Origin of the sequence: Rhodanobacter sp. Col0626, assembly GCF_049994385.1 — a bacterium.
In the GTDB taxonomy this organism is placed as follows: domain Bacteria; phylum Pseudomonadota; class Gammaproteobacteria; order Xanthomonadales; family Rhodanobacteraceae; genus Rhodanobacter.
Genome location: NZ_CP188260.1, coordinates 1,706,156 through 1,722,787, shown reverse-complemented (window position 1 = coordinate 1,722,787; position 16,632 = coordinate 1,706,156). Strand labels below are relative to the sequence as shown.

Sequence of the window (16,632 nt, the reverse complement as noted above, 5' to 3'; positions counted from 1 at the left end):
GGCTCGGTGACGGCGGCCTGGCGGCGACTTCTTTCGACCAGAGTTTTCGCTACGGGCGTTTTTTATGAAGCTTCATGCGCCAGTGTGGCAAGTCGGTCGAGTTCCGCTTCGATGAAACCCGCTTCCAGCCGGGCGGGCCGGTTGAATGGACCGCGCAGACTGACCCCCATGTACTCGCGCAACAGTGCGAAAAACGTTTCGACGGGTTCGACACCGTCACGCTCGCAACAATGCTGGTACCAGCGGGTTCCCGCGGCGACATGGGCGACTTCCTCGCGCAGGATCACTTCGAGGATCGCCACGGTTCGGATGTCTCCAAGGTGGCGCAGCCGTTCGATCATGCCTGGTGTCACGTCCAGTCCGCGGGCTTCCAGCACGCGCGGTACCAGCGCCATGCGGGCGGTATCGTGGTGGGCGGTTTTTTCAGCCATGGCCCATAGGCCGTCGTGGGCATCGAAGTCGCCGTAGGCATGTCCCAGTTCGGTCAGTCGACCGGCCAGCATCGTGAAATGGCGTGCTTCGTCGTTCGCGCAACTGCTCCAGTCGCGGTAGTACGCCTCGGGCTTGCCCCGGTAACGGTAGACCGCGTCCCACGCCAGATTGATCGCATTGAATTCGATATGCGCCACGGCATGCACCAGCGCAGCGCGACCTTCCGCGCTACCGAGCCCGCGTTGCGGTACCTGGCGGGCGTTGACCAGTCGCGGCGTGGCCGGGCGACCCGGCGCACGGATCGGCTCAGGTGGCGGCGACGCGGCATCCGCGCGCAATTCGCCCGCCAGAAACGCCTGCCACGTCGTATGCGTCAGGTACAACTTCTCGGCCGGATCGGTGGCATCGAGGCAGAGCTTGGCGGCGGCGTGGAGATCGGTCATGACGCTTCCCGTAGGATTCCTACGAAAGGCTCACACAACCCGGCGAGCGGCCTTGGCGTCGTCCGAGCGCAGCATCTGGATCTGCTCCAGGTAGCGCTGATCCAGGCCGGTAACGTATTCACCCGAGAAGCACGAAGCATCGAACTGTTTCAGGTTCTCGTTGCCGTCCTGCACGGCCCAGATAAGGTCCTTGAGATCCTGGTAGATCAGCCAGTCGGCACCGAGCATCGTCTCCACTTCCTTCTCGGTATGCCCGGCGGCGATCAGCTCCGAGGTGGATGGCATGTCGATGCCGTAAACGTTCGGATAGCGCACCGGTGGCGCGGCTGAGGCGAAGTAGACGTTCTTCGCGCCGGCATCGCGTGCCATCTGGATGATCTGCTTGGAGGTGGTGCCGCGCACGATCGAGTCGTCGACCAGCAACACGTTCTTGTTGCGGAATTCCAGGTCGATCGCGTTGAGCTTGCGGCGCACCGACTTCACCCGCTCACCCTGCCCCGGCATGATGAAGGTGCGGCCGATGTAGCGATTCTTGACGAAACCCTCGCGGAACGGCACGCCAAGTGCACCGGCCAACGCGCTGGCGGCGGTGCGCGCGGTGTCGGGGATCGGAATCACCGCATCGATGCCATGTTCGGGGCGCTCGCGCAGGATTTTCTCGGCCAGCTTTTCGCCCATGCGCAAGCGTGCCTTGTACACCGACACGTCCTCGATCATCGAATCGGGTCGCGCCAGGTAGACGTATTCGAAGATGCACGGCGTGTGCAGCGCGCCCTCGGCACAACGGCGGCTGTGCAGCTGACCGTCGTCGGTGATGATCACCGCCTCGCCTGGCGCGATGTCGCGCACGCGTTTGAAGCCAAGCACGTCGAACGCCACCGATTCGGAAGCCACCGCATATTCATGGCCCTCCGCGGTGATCCGTTCACCCAGCACCAGCGGCCGGATGCCGTGCGGATCACGGAATGCGACCAGTCCGTAACCAAGCACCAGCGCCACGCAGGCATAGCCGCCACTGGCGCGCGCATGCATGCCGGCGACCGCCTTGAAAATGTGATCCGGGGTCAGCGCCATGCGGTCCTGAATCTGCAGCTCATGCGCAAACACATTCAACAAGACCTCCGAATCGGAATCGGTATTGATGTGTCGGCGATCGCCTTCGAACATCTCGCGGCGCAAGACCTCGGTGTTCACCAGGTTGCCGTTGTGCGCAAAGGCGATGCCATAGGGCGAATTGACGTAGAACGGCTGCGCTTCGGCCGAGCCTTCGGAACCGGCGGTCGGATAACGGCAATGGCCAATGCCGATGCGCCCACGCAGACCACTCATCGAGGTCTCGCCGAACACATCGCGCACCAGCCCGTTGCCTTTGTGCAAACGCAGCCGCGGGCCATCCACGGTGGCAATGCCAGCTGCGTCCTGGCCGCGATGCTGCAGCACGGTCAGGCCGTCATAAAGCGCCGATGCCACTTCGGTGGTACCGACAATGCCGATGATTCCGCACATGATGTATTGCCTGCTTCAGAAGTTCGTGTTCAGGGATTCGTAGGATGGCCAGCCGCACTGGCAGCGGGCGCCGGCATCGTGGTGCGCGATGCCGCAGGTGCCGCTGGCACCCCAAAGGTGGGGACGCGCAGTTGGTTCGGCAAGTTGGGCAGATCGTGCAGCTTGTCCGTCAAATTGGGCAGATGATCGAGTACCTGGGACGGATGGATCTTGTCGAGCACCGCCTCGGGGTGAAGATGATCGCGCACGCTGGCCGGCACATTCTGCCCCAGCCACGCCGCCGTTCCCTGGAATTGTGGAAGCAACACCGAATGCTGCCACCAGATCTCGCGCGTGACCCCGGTCAGGCCGACCAGGAACACCAGCAAGGTCACCAGCAGCACACCGCGCACGAAGCCGAATACCATGCCAAACAGGCGATCGATACCGGACAGGCCCGAGCTCCAGAGCAGCCGCCTCACCGCAAAACGCACCACCGCACCGAGGATCAGCACGCCGGTGAAACAGATGGCGTAACCAAGCCCGATCCGCGCCATCGGCAGCGTGATCACGTGGCTGAGCTGGGCTGCCACATCCGCCCCATAGGTCGCGGCGACCCAGAAGGCGGCGACCCAGACCACCAGCGACAACAGTTCGGCAATCAGTCCACGCCACAGGCCGATCAGCACCGACAGGCCCAGTATCGCGAGGATGACCCAGTCGACTTCGTTCATCCCGTCATCCGTATGGTTGATGCACTGCCGACTGCGTATGACATGGAGACGTCAGGGCACCGAGACGACGTTGCCGCCGATGCCGAGCTTGGCCTTGACCTGATCGCGCACGCGCTGCGCGTCGGCGCGCTGGGTCTGCGGACCCGCACGTACGCGCCAGAGCTTCTTGCCGCCGGACTGCACCGAATCGACGTAACCGTCGAAGCCGTTTGCCCGCAACTTGTCGCGCAGCGCATTGGCGTCGGCCTGGCCGCTCACCGCCGCCAGTTGCACCGCCCAGCCGCCGGCCTTGCCGGTGGCTTTGACAGCCGTCGTGCCATTGCCGGTCGGTGCGGACGGCGTGGCCGATGCCGTGGCACTGGCATGATTGGCATCCTGCTCCAGCCGTGCCGGCACGCCGGGAATCGATTGGGTGATCTTGAGACGCGCAGCCTCGGCGGCGGCACGTGTCTCGAAGGGACCGGCGATCACCAGCGTGCGCGACTTGCCCGCCTGGGTGATGGCGTGGCCGGTCACCGGATAGCCCAGCGTGCGCACTCGGCGTTCCAGGTTTGCCGCCCCTGCCGGGCTGGCGTAAGCGCTGAGATTGAGCGTGTAACTGCCATGTCCGGCAGCCGGCGCAGCTGCGGTTGCCGCTGCAGGAGCCGGCGCCGGTTTCGTCGGCACGACGGCCGGTGGCGGTTTGATTGCCGTGGGCTGGGTTGCCGTGGGCTGGCTGGCGACCGGCTTGCTGTTCAGCGGAATCACCGGCTGACTCGGCGACGCACCCGAGCCCGTCGTCACCGTGGTCGGCTCCGGCTTCTTGCCGGCTTCGGGATCGGTTTCCACATCACGCGGACGGTTTGAACCGATGTTAACCGTGGCCAGGCGATCACCCGAAGCGGGCGTCACCGTCGTCCCTCCGGCACTCGATGCGCCCGCGGCGGCGTCCGGGCTCAGGCTCATGGTGCGGGTCTGCAGGTCGCGATCCGGTGCCGGCGGTATCGCCAGGCTTACCGCTTGGTCCCCGCCGGGGGCCGGCGGAGTACTGGAAAAAAACATGGGCACGAACAGAACCGCCAAGGCGATCAGGACGGCGGCTCCCAGCAGGCGTGTTTTCAAGTCTTCGCTCCAAAGCGGCAAACGTGGTGCATAACGGCGTGATTATACCTGCCCGCGCCGGGCACCATGAGCCGGCCGTACATCGGGCTCAACTGCTGCGTTCAGCGATCACCGCGCCAGCCACGAAAAACGAGCCGAACGCAAGAATGCGCTGGCCTGGCCGAGCCAGGTCCCCGGCGGCGGCCAACGCCGTGGCCACATCCGGATGGGCGTCGAACGGCGCGTCCGGCAGGGTCTGCTGCAGGATTCCGGCCAGGGCCGCCGCGGCCAGGCCGCGCGGCGTGGCGTGGTCCAGGCCGGCCAGGTGCCAGTGCTCGATGCGCGCACCGAGCGCGGCGATCACCCCGGCCACATCCTTGTCGGCCAGCGCGCCGTACACCGCGTGCACGCCCGTCGGCGGCTGCGCATCCAGCCATTCAGCCAGCGCCCGCGCCGCCTGCGGATTGTGGCCCACGTCCACGATCAGGGCCGGATCGCCGCCCAGCGATTGCAGTCTCGCCGGCACCCGTACCTCGTGCAGTCCCGCGCTGATCGCAGCGAAGATGTCCTTCGGACTGAACGAAGCGTCGGCGAGCCACAAGGCGTGCAATGCGGCGATCGCCGCCGCCGCGTTGTCGAACTGTATCGGCGCCGCCAGCGCGGGGTCAGGCAACTCCATCGCGACGCCATCCCGGTGCCGCCAGCGCCAGCCGGCGGCGTGACGCTCCACCTGGAAATCGATTCCCGCGCGCTCGACCCGCGCCCCGCATGCCGCCAGCGCATCGAGCAGGCCGGCCGGCGGATCGGGTTCGCCGACGATCGCCGGCCGCGCCGCCCGCGCGATGCCGGCCTTCTCGCGGCCGATGCTGTCGCGATCCGGCCCCAGCCAGTCCATGTGATCCAGGTCCACCGTGGTGATCACCGCCACATCGGCGTCGATGATGTTGACCGCATCCAAGCGCCCGCCCAGCCCCACCTCGAGCACGGCGATGTCGAGGCCGGCACGTGCAAAAAGATCGAGCGCGGCCAGCGTGCCGAATTCGAAATAGGTCAGCGGAATCGAACCGCGCGCCGCCTCGATCCGCTCGAACGAAGCGACCAGCGCCGCATCATCGACATTCGCGCCGTCGATGCGCACGCGCTCGTTGTAGACCAGCAGGTGCGGCGAGGTGAACGCACCCACGTGCAGGCCCGCCGCCGACGAGATGGCTTCCAGCAAGGCCACGGTGGAACCCTTGCCGTTGGTGCCGCCCACGGTGATCACGTGCTTCGCAGGAGCCGGCGCGCCCATGCGCTGCCACACCTCGCGCACCCGATCGAGCCCCAGCTCGATGCTGTGCACATTGACGCGTTCCTGATAGCTCAACCATTCGCAGAGGGTGCGGGACATGAAACGGCTTCTTGGGGACGAGGGATCCAGTCACCTATTGTCGCCGACTTTGCCAGGTATCCGATCCTTACCACCGCGGGCATTCGACCGCACGGTTGGCTGCCGCTAGCGCAACGCCACCTTGCGCAAGCGCAACGCATTGCTCACCACCGACACCGAACTCAGGCTCATTGCCAGCGCGGCGATCATCGGCGACAGCGTGATGCCGAACCACGGGTACAACACGCCGGCCGCCAGCGGCACACCGACCGCGTTGTAGACGAAGGCGAAGAACAGGTTCTGGCGGATATTGCGCACGGTTGCCTGCGACAGCCGGCGTGCACGCACGATCGCGCCCAGTTCGCCTTTTATCAGGGTCACCGACGCGCTCTCCATCGCCACGTCTGTACCGCTGCCCATGGCGATGCCGATGTCGGAGGCAGCCAGCGCCGGTGCGTCGTTGATGCCGTCGCCGGCCATCGCCACGTGGAGGCCTTCGGCGCGCAGCGCATTCACCACCGCGGCCTTGTCGGCGGGCGAGACATCGGCATGCACCTCGTCGATGCCCAGTGCGCGTGCCACCGACTGTGCGGTGGTGGCGTTGTCGCCGGTCAGCATCACGACGCGCAGGCCGGCGGCATGCAGATCGGCGATCGCCTGCGGCGTGTCCGGCTTGATCCGGTCGGCCACCGCGAGCAAGCCGGCCAGCGTGCCGTCGATAGCCAGATACATGACCGTGGCACCCTGCCCGCGCCACGACTCGGCGCGAAGGTTCGCGTCGTCGCCGATGACCACGTGCAACTCGGCCATCAGCTTCGCATTGCCCACGGCAATGTCGCTGTTGTCTACCCTGGCGCCGACACCAAGGCCGGTCAGCGAGCGGAACCCGGTCGCCACCAGCCTTGTCACGCCCTCGGCATCCGAGGCATCGACGATGGCCCGCGCCAGCGGATGTTCGCTCGGCCGTTCCAAGGCGGCGGCGAGTGACAACAGACGTTCCCGCGACTGGCCAGCAAGGCTCGCCAGTTCGGTCAGCGCTGGCTTGCCCATGGTCAAAGTGCCGGTCTTGTCGATCACCAACGTATCGATGTCGCGCATCGACTCGATCGCGCCGGCGTCCTTGAACAGCACACCATGCTGCGCGCCGCGGCCGCTGGCCACCATGATCGAAATCGGCGTGGCCAGACCCAGTGCGCACGGACAGGCGATGATCAGCACCGACACCGCCGCGATCAGCGCATGCGTCAGCGCAGGCTCCGGCCCGAACATCGCCCATGCCGCAAACGCGATCAGCGCTGCCGCCACCACCGCCGGGACAAACCACGCCGCCACCTTGTCGGCCACGCGCTGCAGCGGTGCCTTGCTGCGCTGCGCCTGTGCCACCAGCGCCACGACCTGCGCCAACATGGTCTCGCCGCCGACTTTCTGTGCGCGCATGGTCAAGCCGCCGTCGTGGTTCACCGTGCCGCCGGTAAGCGGGTCGCCCGCAGCCTTGGCGACCGGCATCGGCTCTCCAGTCAGCATCGACTCATCGACATGGCTTTCGCCTTCCAGCACCACGCCGTCGACCGGCACGCTTTCGCCGGGCCGCACGCGCAGCACGTCACCGGCATGAACCTGATCCAGTGGCACGTCGCTTTCGCTGCCGTCGGCGGCGATCCGCCATGCGGTTTTCGGCGCCAGTCCCAGCAAAGCCTTCAGCGCTGCGCCGGTGCGCCGGCGCGCCCGCAACTCCAGGAAATCGCCCAGCGTGACCAAGGTGACGATCACCGCGGCCGATTCGAAATACACCGCGACGCGACCATGCATGTCGCGAAAGCCGGCCGGAAAGACCGCCGGTAGCAAGAACGCCACCGCGCTGTACAGCCAGGCCACGCCGGTGCCCAGCGCGATCAGCGTGTACATGTTTGGATGCCAGGGTTTCAGCGAACGCCAGCCGCGCACGAAGAATGGCGCACCACCCCACAGCACCACCACGCTGGCCAGCATGGCTTCGATCCAGCCCGCCACGCCCGCCCATGAATCCGGCAGGTGCCAGCCGAACAGATGCGGCCCCATCGCCAGCAAGAACACCGGCAAGGTCAGCGCCAGCAGTATCCAGAAACGCCGTGCCATCGAGCGCAGCTCGCCACCATCGTCCTCGTCCAGCGACGGCATCATGGGCTCCAGCGCCATGCCGCATTTTGGGCAATCGCCGGGGCCGGCCTGCTGCACTTCCGGGTGCATCGGGCAGGTGTAGATCGTGCCGGCGGAAGCGGTCAGCGCAGCCTTGCGCTCGCCCAGATAGACCGCCGGATCGGCCACGAATTTCTCGCGGCAGCGGGCGGAACAGAAGTAATGCGTGTGCCCTTCGTGTCCGGCATGAAGCTGCGTGGCATGTGGATCGACGCTCATACCGCAGACCGGATCGATCGCCATCGTGCCCGGGGATGTCACGTTACCGTGGCAGCACGAAACACCGGCGTTCATGCCGCCACCGATTCATCGCTCAATGCACGCAGGATGGGACACTCTTCCGGCTTGCCATGTCCCGGGCACGAAGCGACCAGCTGCGCCAGTCCGTCGCGCACCCGCTGCAACTCGGTGATGCGTTGCTCGATGGCGGCCAGCCGCTGCTGTGCCCGTTGCTTCACCGCCTTCACGCCGCGCTGTCGATCCGCCGACAGCGCCAGCAACTCACGGATCTCCTCCAGCGTGAAACCCAGATCCTTGGCACGCCGGATGAAACGCAACTGCGCGACCGTGCCTTCGCCGTAGCTGCGATAACCGGAGGCACGCCGTTGCGGCTCTGGCAACAGTCCTTCGCGCTCGTAATAACGGATGGTGTCGATCGCCACGCCGACGCGCTTGGCGACGGCACCGATGGTGAGAGGAGCGGTTTGTGTGTTCATGTCGCGCAGTCTAGACCCTTGATCAAGGTCCAGAGTCAAGACATGACCGTCATCGTCGTGACGGACACGCACGCCTTGACGCCTCCGGCATCAATCGAGACAATACAAACGCGATTCATTCTCATTTAAGCCAGCCCGGTCCCTGCCGTTCCTATCGACGCGCCTGCGTGTCGCCGCGCGCCGCGACCTGCCAGCCCTCGCATCATTAATGTCCCTGGGGCTATTTGGCATGACCGTCTGGAAACCGATGACCTCGGTGCTGCTTGCAGCACTGGCTACCGCTACACCTACCCTGCGCGCCGCGGAAACCACCGCGCCCGACGGCAAGGATCCACAGCACGCCGTGCGACTGGGTGCGATCTCAGTCACCGTTCAGCGCATCGACGACAGTTACACCCGCACCGACGCCCGCGGCGCCAGCAAGACCGATACGCCGCTGATCGAGACGCCGCAGGCGGTGTCGGTGATTTCCGATGTGCAGTTGCGCGACCAGGGCGTGCTCACCGTGCAGGATGCACTGCGCTACTCCGCCGGCGTGCGTTCGGATGCCTACGGCGTGGACAGCCGCGGTGACGATGGTTTTCTGCGCGGCACCTCGTTCAGCCAGTACCTCGACGGCCTGCGCCAATACTTCGGCTACAGCTATGCACGCACCGAGCCGTACACGCTCGATCACATCGAAGTGGTGCGCGGTCCATCTTCGGTGCTGTATGGCCAGGGCACCACCGGCGGGCTGATCGCACTGAGTTCCAAGCAACCGCAGAGCGAAATCTCGCGCGAGATGGAAGTGCAGATCGGCAACCATGCGCGCCGCCAGCTCGCGTTCGATTTCACCGGTCCGATCGATGCATACGGCCACTGGAGCTACCGTCTGATTGGTGTGGCTCGCGACGCCGACGCGCAGATGCAGCACGTGCCCGACGATCGCCGCCTGCTCGCCCCGTCGATCGCCTGGACGCCCAGCGAGAACACCCGCTGGACCGTGCTGGGCAACCTGCAGTTCGACCGCAACGGCACTACGCTGAACTTCCTGCCACACGCGGGCACCTTGCTGCCCAATCCGAATGGGCGCATTCCCACCGATCGTTTCACCAGCGAGCCGGGTTTCGACAACTACGCTACCGACCAGCGCTCGCTCACCTCGCTGTTCGAGCACCGCTTCAACGACACCTGGCGCATCGTGCAGAACCTGCGCTACTCGCATGACAACGTGGACTACCGCACGCTCTATCCGGACGTCTATGCGAATCCGGCCAATCCGTTCGTGGATGCTGCACAACGCGAGGTCACCCGCTACAGCTACATCTCGATCGACCGTCATCGACGACTGGTCACCGATACCCATGCCCAGGCGGATTTCGACGTCGCCGGCTTGCACCACCGCCTGCTCCTGGGACTGGACGCCGGCCGCTCGCGCACCGACACCCGGCAGGGCAACGGCGTGGCCGACATACCGTTCGACCTGTACGCGCCGGTGTACGGCCAGTTCACCCCGCCGGACATTCTCCCCGCGCCTTCCAGCGTCACGCAGCAGACCGGTATCTACATGCAGGACCAGATCGAAGCCGGCCAGCACTGGCTGGCCACGCTGGGCCTGCGCCGCGACTTCGCCTCGATCCGCACCGACGGCAGCGACACCCTGAAAGACAGCGCCACCACCAGCCGCATCGGTCTGATGTACCGCTTCACCAGCAGCATCGTGCCGTATGTGAGCTATACCGAATCGTTCCAGCCGCTGGACAGCCTGGACTTCTACAACCGCCCGTACCGGCCGCTGCGTGGCAAGCAATACGAGGCGGGCGTGAAGATCCAGCCGGTCGGCAGCGACAGCCTGTTCACCGCTACCTGGTTCGACCTGCGCGAGAACCACCGCCTCGCACCCGATCCGCAACAGCCGCTCAACCAGATCCAGAGTGGCCGCATGCGCACCCGCGGCGTGGAGCTGGAGGCTTCCACCCGGCTCGCCCGCCATCTCGACCTGCTCGGCAACTACACCTATACCGATGCACGACCGGACGACGGCAGCATCGTGGCCGGCCTGCCGCGCCACCAAGGTTCGCTGTGGGGCGTATGGCATGTCGGCAACGATGACGCGGATGGTCTCAGCTTCGGTATCGGCGCGCGCTATGTCGGCGACAACACCGACGAGACCGGCCGGTTGCACCTGCCTGCGCAGACCCTGGTCGATGCGATGGTCGCGTACAGCCACGGCCCGTGGCGGCTGTCACTCAACGCGGCCAATCTCGGCGACCGCATCTACGAGGCGACCTGCCTGGCCCGCGGCGACTGCTTCTACGGCCCGCGCCGCAGCGTGGTCGGCGCCGTGCGTTACCGCTTCCAGTAACAAAGCGGACCCTTTGCGGGGACATCGAATCGCGTGGGACTCGCTCCCTCCCCCGGATGCCGCGCCGTTCGATGCCCCCTCTTTATTTCTGCCATCCACACCCATGGATTCCCCATGCCCCGCCTCGCTTTCCTGTCGCAACGACGCACTCCGCTGCGCCTCACCACCGGCATCATGCTGGCACTGCCGTTTGCCTTGGCTCATGCCACGGACGCCATCGGCGACACCGACGATGCGTCGGCGCAAACCTCGGTGGCTCGCAAGCACGCCACCACGCTCAAGGGCATCGCCGTCAACGGCAGCTATACCGAACAGGCCAGCACCGCGACCAAGCTGGACATGCCGGTGTTGGAGACGCCCCAGGCGATCTCGGTGGTGCCGCGCGAACTGCTCGACGCGCAGCGCGCACTGCACCTGAGCGAAGCGCTGCGCAACGTGGCCGGTGTGTCACAGGCTACTGTCTACGGCTTCTTCGATGGCTTCAACCTGCGCGGCTTCAACGCCTCGTCCGGCGCCACTTATCTGGACGGCCTGCTGGCCAGCGATGACATGGCCAACTACGAGCTGTCCGGCCTGCAGCGACTTGAAGTGGTGAAGGGACCGGCTTCCGGTCTGTATGGCCAGGGACCGTTGTCGGGCCTCGTCAACATGGTCAGCAAGCGGCCACAGGACGAGCGCTTTGCCGATGTCGGCCTCAGCGTGGGCACCAACCGGTTCCACGAAGGTCGCGTCGACGCCAACAGCCCGCTCAATGCCAGCGGCAGCCTGCTCGGCCGGGTCAACCTGCTCTATCGCGAACAGAATTTCTTCGTCGACAGCTCGGACATGCAACGCGTCTACATCGCACCGTCGCTGACCTGGAAGGTCGACGCCGACACCACCCTCACCCTGCTCGGCGGCTACCAGCGCGATCTGATCCACCCGTGGTCGCCGATCACCGCCTACGGCACCATCCTGCCCAATCCGAACGGCACCATCCCGGTCAACCGCACCATCAACGACCGCGACTACCCGGCCGTACAGCATCGCAGCTACAAGACCAGCGGTTACCAGTTCGACCACCGTTTCAACGACACCTTCAGCCTGCACCAGGGGCTGCGCTACGAAGATTTCCACAACAGCTGGGACCATTGGCTGTTCGCCAGTGGCATGCACGACGACCTGCGCACGATCGACCGTTTCTACTATGGCCCGTTCGACGAGCGCGGCCACGACCTGCGCGTGGACACCAACCTGTCCGCCGCATTCGATACCGGCAATGTCGAGCACTACGTCTTGCTGGGCGCGGACTACGGCACGCGCACCGCGCGCTCGGTCAATAATTTCGACCCGGGCCCCTACCCGCTGGACATCTTCGACCCGGTCTACGGCACCACGCCGGGACCGGATTTGTACGATCCGCAGCGCGCGCTGCAGAAAAACCGCCAACGCGGCATCTATCTGCAGGATCACCTGCGCTTCGGCCTGCGCGTCACGCTGACCCTCGGCGGTCGCTGGGATCACGCCAGCAGCAGTTATAACGGCGACATCGCCACCGACAACGCGTTCAGCCCACACGCCGGACTCACCCTTGCACTGAGCGAGGCAACGGTGCTGTACGCCAATTACTCGAGATCGTTCAACCCGCAGGGCAGCCACCAGTTCTTCGGCGGCGGCGGCCTGCCACCCGAACGCGGTGTGAACCTGGAGCTGGGCCTGAAAGCCTCGCGCAGCGACGGCAGCCTCACCGCCATGGCTTCGCTGTTCCAGCTGACTCGCGAGGATGTCGCCACCGACGATCCGGCGCACCCGAACTTCTACCTAACCACCGGCCAGCAGCGCAGCCGCGGGCTGGAACTGGAAACCCGCTGGCAACCCGCCGCCGCGTTCGAGTTCACCGCGGCCTATGCCTATACCAAGGCGGAGGTCACCCGCGACAACGTGTTGCCGGTGGGCAGCCGGCTGGAGGGCATTCCCCGTCACAACCTCAACCTGTGGAGCCGCTACAACGTGACGAACGGCCCGCTGGCCGGCGTCGGCGCGGGGCTCGGTTTCAACTACCAGAGCCGTCGCCCGGGCAGCGCGTACGAAACGCTCGATCCGATCTACCACCGGCCGATCGTGTTCAAGAGCTACGCACTGATCGACGCTGCGCTCTTCTACAGCCACGGCGACTGGGAAACCCAGCTCAACGTGCGCAACCTGTTCGACCGACGCTACTACGTCGACGGCTTCTCCGAGCGCATCACGCCGGGCCAGCCACGCTCGGCGATGCTCACCGTGCAACGTCATTTCTGAGCCATGGCCAGCACGGTAAAAATCATCGATCCCCATGCTCGTCGGCGGCGCGCCATGGATGTCGCCGCGCGCGCGCTGGCCGCCGCTGTCGGCGGCTATCTGATCGCCGCACTGACAACGGCCCTGTTGCCTCGGCTGTTGCCGATGCCACGCAGCGAGGCCGTGATCACCGCCACCCTGCTCTCGTTTCCAATCTACGCCGCCGTGGTGTTGTGGGCGTTCGCCGCCGCGCGCGTGGCACGCGTGTGGCGGTGGACGCTGGCCGTCGTGGTCGTGCTGTCGGCTGGCAACTGGCTGGCCATCGCCAGCGCGGGCCGGTTGTGAAAGGCGGGCTGCGGCAGTCGATGGCGTGGCTGCATACCTGGAGTGGATTGCTGGTGGGCTGGCTGCTGTTCGCCATCTTCACCACCGGCACCAGCGCGTATTTCCAGCAGGAGATCACCCGCTGGATGCAGCCCGAGGCACGCGGCGATGCCTCGCCTGCGCAGGCCGCCGCGGGTGCCATCCGCTACCTGGAGAAAACCGCACCCGACGCGCAGGCCTGGTACATCACCCTGCCCGAGGCACGCGGCAACACCACGCAACTGTTCTGGTATCCCGGCAAGACCGCAAACGAGGATACCCAGGCCGTGCTCGACGGCCGCGGCGAGAAGGTGGCTCTGCGTGACACCCAGGGCGGTTATTTCCTCTACCGTTTCCACTACGACCTGCACTACATCCCGGTGATCTGGGCGCGCTGGATCGTGGGTTTCTGCGCGATGTTCATGCTGGTGGCGATCCTCAGCGGCATCATCACCCACAAGAAGATCTTCACCGACTTCTTCACCCTGCGTCTCAGGAAAGGCCAGCGCTCGTGGCTGGATGCCCACAACGCCAGCGCCGTACTCGCGCTGCCATTCCACCTGATGATCACCTACACCGGCCTGGTCACCCTGGCCACGCTGTACATGCCTTGGGGCATCACGGCGAACTACCGGCAACCGGACACGTTCTTCGCCAGCCAATACGCCATCGAATCGACGTCCGAACGCCAGGGTGCAGCTCCGCTCGTATCGATTGGACCGTTGCTGCAACGTGCCAGCGCACACTGGCACGATGCCGGTGTGGGCCGGGTCACCGTCAACAACCCCGGCGACCGCAGTGCCACCATCACGCTGACCCGCTCCTCGGTCGATGCCATCCCCAGCCGTGGCGAAACCATGAGCTTCAACGGCACCACCGGAGCATGGCTGGCGGACAATCCCGCGCGCGCCGGCGGCGCCCTCACCGAAAGCACGATGATCGGCCTGCATGCGGGTCGCTACGCCTCGCCCGCGCTGCGCTGGCTGTACTTTTTCTGCGGCCTTGGCGGCTGCGCGATGATCGCCACCGGCCTGGTGTTGTGGACGGTGAAACGCCGCCAACAACTGCCCGATCCGCAGCGCCCGCACCTCGGCTTCCGCCTGGTCGAACGCCTCAACGTCGCCACCGTGGCCGGCCTGCCCGCGGCCATCGCCTGCTATTTCCTGGGCAACCGGCTGCTGCCGCTGGATCTGCCGCAACGCGCGGCGTGGGAAATCCACACGCTGTTTCTCGCCTGGGGCACCTGCTTCGTGTGGAGCTTCTGCCGGCCCACCAGGCGGGCATGGATCGAAACCCTCGCCCTCGCCGCCGGCCTGTTCGCCAGCGTGCCGCTGGTCAATGCGCTGACCACGCCGCGCAACCTTTTCGCCAGCCTGCTCGAACACGACTGGGTCTTCGTTGGCTTCGATAGCGCGATGCTGCTGTTCGCCGGCATCTTCGCCACCGCCGCATGGCGCGCTGCCCACCATGTACCCAAGGCGCGCGCCGCGCGCACTGGCAATACGAAGGCCGCGGCATGATCCTGCTCTCCGCCTGTCTGTGGGCTTGTACGGGATTCACTGCGCTATATCTGGCCATGTCCCGCCATCAGCCCGACGCGCTGGGCCGGCGACTGCCCGAACGCAGCAACACCCGGCTGCGCGGCCTCGGCGGCGCCGGGCTCGCCATTGCGTGGCTGGCCTGCGTCGAGGCGCAAGGTTGGGCGCGCGGCTCGGTGGCGATCTTCGGCGTACTGGCACTGGCCGCCACCCTGGTCATGCTGCTGGGCACATGGCATGCACGGCAGCTTGCATCGATCGGCGTGCTTACGCTGATCGGCGCCGCTGCCTGCGCAACCGCTGCCTGGTCGGGTTGATCGCCGAATCCCGACGGCGCTTCACCTGCCCGCGACCCGCAATCGGGATCATGCCTGCCGATAACCGCACCCGAAGGAAACCGTGCCATGTGGATCGCGCTGCTCGCCACGATCGTTGTCACGGCCTTCCTCGTGATCGTTTCGATGAACTTCCATCGTCCGGAAAAATCCGTGCGACACCACGTGCGGCATTGCCACGCGATCGACGATCCGCAATTCCGGCTGGAGATGGACGCGATGCTCGGCCCGGCGGTGCTGGACGGCAACGAGATCAGAGCATTGCAGAACGGCGACGAGATCTTTCCCGCCATGCTGGAGGCGATCCGCGGCGCCAAGCGAAGCATCACCTTCGAGACTTACATCTACTGGTCGGGCGAGATCGGCAAACAATTCGCCGATGCACTGAAGGAACGCCGCCAGGCCGGCGTGGCGGTGCATGTGATGCTGGACTGGGCCGGCAGCGCGAAAATGGATGGCCATTTGCTGGATGAGCTGAGCGACGCCGGCGTCGAGGTCGAGCGCTACCATCCGCTGCGCTGGTACAGCATCGCGCGCATGAACAATCGCACCCATCGCAAGCTGCTGGTCGTCGATGGCCGCATCGGTTTCACCGGCGGCGTGGGCATCGCCGATCAGTGGCAGGGCCACGCGCAGGATCCCGGGCACTGGCGCGACATCCATTTCCGCGTGGAAGGTCCGGTCGTGGCGCAGTTGCAGGCCGGCTTCATGGATAACTGGATCAAGACCACCGGCCGCGTGCTGCACAGCGACCTGTACTACCCCACCCTTTCGCCGGCCGGCGACAAGGGCATGCACCTGTTCGTCAGTTCGCCGGCCGGCGGTAACGCCAGCATGCGCCTGATGTACCTGCTCGCCGTTGCCGCCACCACGCGCTCGATCGATTTGCAGGCCGCCTATTTCATCCCCGACCGCCTGGTCGTCGACGCCCTGCTCGCCGCGCGCGAACGCGGCGTCGCCATCCGCCTGCTGGTGCCCGGCCGTTACATCGACTCCGGCCTGGTACGCATGGCCTCCAAACGTCGCTGGGGGCGGCTGCTTGCCGCCGGCGTGGAAATTTTCGAGTACACGCCCACGATGATGCACAACAAGATGCTCATCCTCGACGGCGAGCTGACCTCGGTCGGTTCCACCAATTTCGACATGCGCTCGTTCGACCTCAACGACGAGGCCAGCCTGAACGTCTATTCCAAAGCATTCGGGCGTCAGATGACGGCAGTGATGGAAGCTGACCTGCGCCACGCAAAGCCGTACACGCTCGCGATGTGGCAACAGCGTTCATGGCGACAGAAGCTGGGCGAACTGTTGGTGCGGCCGGTGGAGTCGCAGTTGTAACGCGGACTCCGGACCTCGCCGCCTGGC

The 16,632-nt window shown here is 65.8% G+C and carries 13 protein-coding genes; 6 read left to right on the top strand and 7 right to left on the bottom strand.

Features of this window, described 5'->3' with window-relative positions:
• Positions 1 to 62: 62 nt before the first annotated feature.
• The 7 genes from ACPPVV_RS07165 to ACPPVV_RS07135 all read right to left on the bottom strand — a co-directional run bounded on the left by ACPPVV_RS07165 (position 63) and on the right by ACPPVV_RS07135 (position 8,434).
• The gene (locus ACPPVV_RS07165) at positions 63 to 875 is read right to left on the bottom strand and encodes a ferritin-like domain-containing protein (RefSeq protein ID WP_426702771.1); all 813 of its coding nucleotides are present in this window, start codon (positions 873 to 875) and stop codon (positions 63 to 65) included.
• A gap of 30 nt (positions 876 to 905) precedes the next feature.
• Positions 906 to 2,381 (bottom strand): amidophosphoribosyltransferase, encoded by a 1,476-nt coding sequence (gene purF, locus ACPPVV_RS07160; protein WP_426702770.1) that lies wholly within the window; start codon positions 2,379 to 2,381, stop codon positions 906 to 908.
• Positions 2,382 to 2,410: 29 nt separating this feature from the next.
• Positions 2,411 to 3,094, bottom strand: a complete 684-nt coding sequence (locus ACPPVV_RS07155; RefSeq protein WP_426702769.1) for a CvpA family protein — start codon at positions 3,092 to 3,094, stop codon at positions 2,411 to 2,413.
• Positions 3,095 to 3,145: 51 nt separating this feature from the next.
• A complete protein-coding gene (locus ACPPVV_RS07150; RefSeq protein WP_426702768.1) occupies positions 3,146 to 4,195 on the bottom strand; it encodes an SPOR domain-containing protein in 1,050 nt (349 codons plus the stop codon).
• 88 nt (positions 4,196 to 4,283) lie between these two features.
• Complete coding sequence (gene folC / locus ACPPVV_RS07145; protein ID WP_426702767.1) at positions 4,284 to 5,564, bottom strand: bifunctional tetrahydrofolate synthase/dihydrofolate synthase; 1,281 nt, start codon at positions 5,562 to 5,564, stop codon at positions 4,284 to 4,286.
• Positions 5,565 to 5,669: 105 nt separating this feature from the next.
• Positions 5,670 to 7,937 carry a heavy metal translocating P-type ATPase gene (locus tag ACPPVV_RS07140; protein WP_426703190.1) on the bottom strand — a complete coding sequence of 756 codons (2,268 nt, stop codon included), beginning with the start codon at positions 7,935 to 7,937 and terminating at the stop codon, positions 5,670 to 5,672.
• A 71-nt stretch (positions 7,938 to 8,008) separates the two neighbouring features.
• A complete protein-coding gene (locus ACPPVV_RS07135; protein ID WP_426702766.1) occupies positions 8,009 to 8,434 on the bottom strand; it encodes a heavy metal-responsive transcriptional regulator in 426 nt (141 codons plus the stop codon).
• 229 nt (positions 8,435 to 8,663) lie between these two features.
• Between ACPPVV_RS07135 and ACPPVV_RS07130 the strand changes: the two genes are divergently transcribed.
• The 6 genes from ACPPVV_RS07130 (at position 8,664) to ACPPVV_RS07105 (ending at position 16,605) form a co-directional block, all read left to right on the top strand.
• The gene (locus ACPPVV_RS07130; protein WP_426702765.1) at positions 8,664 to 10,778 is read left to right on the top strand and encodes a TonB-dependent siderophore receptor; all 2,115 of its coding nucleotides are present in this window, start codon (positions 8,664 to 8,666) and stop codon (positions 10,776 to 10,778) included.
• A gap of 114 nt (positions 10,779 to 10,892) precedes the next feature.
• A complete protein-coding gene (locus ACPPVV_RS07125; protein WP_426702764.1) occupies positions 10,893 to 13,055 on the top strand; it encodes a TonB-dependent siderophore receptor in 2,163 nt (720 codons plus the stop codon).
• 54 nt (positions 13,056 to 13,109) lie between these two features.
• Positions 13,110 to 13,379 carry a DUF3649 domain-containing protein gene (locus ACPPVV_RS07120; protein ID WP_426702763.1) on the top strand — a complete coding sequence of 90 codons (270 nt, stop codon included), beginning with the start codon at positions 13,110 to 13,112 and terminating at the stop codon, positions 13,377 to 13,379.
• Between the two features lie 20 nt (positions 13,380 to 13,399).
• Positions 13,400 to 14,917 (top strand): PepSY-associated TM helix domain-containing protein, encoded by a 1,518-nt coding sequence (locus ACPPVV_RS07115; RefSeq protein ID WP_426702762.1) that lies wholly within the window; start codon positions 13,400 to 13,402, stop codon positions 14,915 to 14,917.
• Positions 14,914 to 15,252 carry a DUF3325 domain-containing protein gene (locus tag ACPPVV_RS07110; RefSeq protein ID WP_426702761.1) on the top strand — a complete coding sequence of 113 codons (339 nt, stop codon included), beginning with the start codon at positions 14,914 to 14,916 and terminating at the stop codon, positions 15,250 to 15,252. Before ACPPVV_RS07115 ends, ACPPVV_RS07110 begins: the two co-directional genes overlap by 4 nt.
• An 87-nt stretch (positions 15,253 to 15,339) precedes the next feature.
• Entirely contained in the window at positions 15,340 to 16,605 is a 1,266-nt protein-coding gene (locus ACPPVV_RS07105) for a phospholipase D-like domain-containing protein (RefSeq protein ID WP_426702760.1), read from the top strand.
• Positions 16,606 to 16,632 lie beyond the last annotated feature (27 nt).

Bases quoted from the DNA above. Each gene is read 5' to 3' on its own strand.
- ACPPVV_RS07165 (WP_426702771.1), bottom strand. From the start codon at position 875: ATGACCGATCTCCACGCCGCCGCCAAGCTCTGCCTCGATGCCACCGAT.
- purF (WP_426702770.1), bottom strand. From the start codon at position 2,381: ATGTGCGGAATCATCGGCATTGTCGGTACCACCGAAGTGGCATCGGCG.
- ACPPVV_RS07155 (WP_426702769.1), bottom strand. From the start codon at position 3,094: ATGAACGAAGTCGACTGGGTCATCCTCGCGATACTGGGCCTGTCGGTG.
- folC (WP_426702767.1), bottom strand. From the start codon at position 5,564: ATGTCCCGCACCCTCTGCGAATGGTTGAGCTATCAGGAACGCGTCAAT.
- ACPPVV_RS07140 (WP_426703190.1), bottom strand. From the start codon at position 7,937: ATGAGCGTCGATCCACATGCCACGCAGCTTCATGCCGGACACGAAGGG.
- ACPPVV_RS07135 (WP_426702766.1), bottom strand. From the start codon at position 8,434: ATGAACACACAAACCGCTCCTCTCACCATCGGTGCCGTCGCCAAGCGC.
- ACPPVV_RS07130 (WP_426702765.1), top strand. From the start codon at position 8,664: ATGACCGTCTGGAAACCGATGACCTCGGTGCTGCTTGCAGCACTGGCT.
- ACPPVV_RS07125 (WP_426702764.1), top strand. From the start codon at position 10,893: ATGCCCCGCCTCGCTTTCCTGTCGCAACGACGCACTCCGCTGCGCCTC.
- ACPPVV_RS07120 (WP_426702763.1), top strand. From the start codon at position 13,110: ATGGATGTCGCCGCGCGCGCGCTGGCCGCCGCTGTCGGCGGCTATCTG.
- ACPPVV_RS07115 (WP_426702762.1), top strand. From the start codon at position 13,400: ATGGCGTGGCTGCATACCTGGAGTGGATTGCTGGTGGGCTGGCTGCTG.
- ACPPVV_RS07110 (WP_426702761.1), top strand. From the start codon at position 14,914: ATGATCCTGCTCTCCGCCTGTCTGTGGGCTTGTACGGGATTCACTGCG.
- ACPPVV_RS07105 (WP_426702760.1), top strand. From the start codon at position 15,340: ATGTGGATCGCGCTGCTCGCCACGATCGTTGTCACGGCCTTCCTCGTG.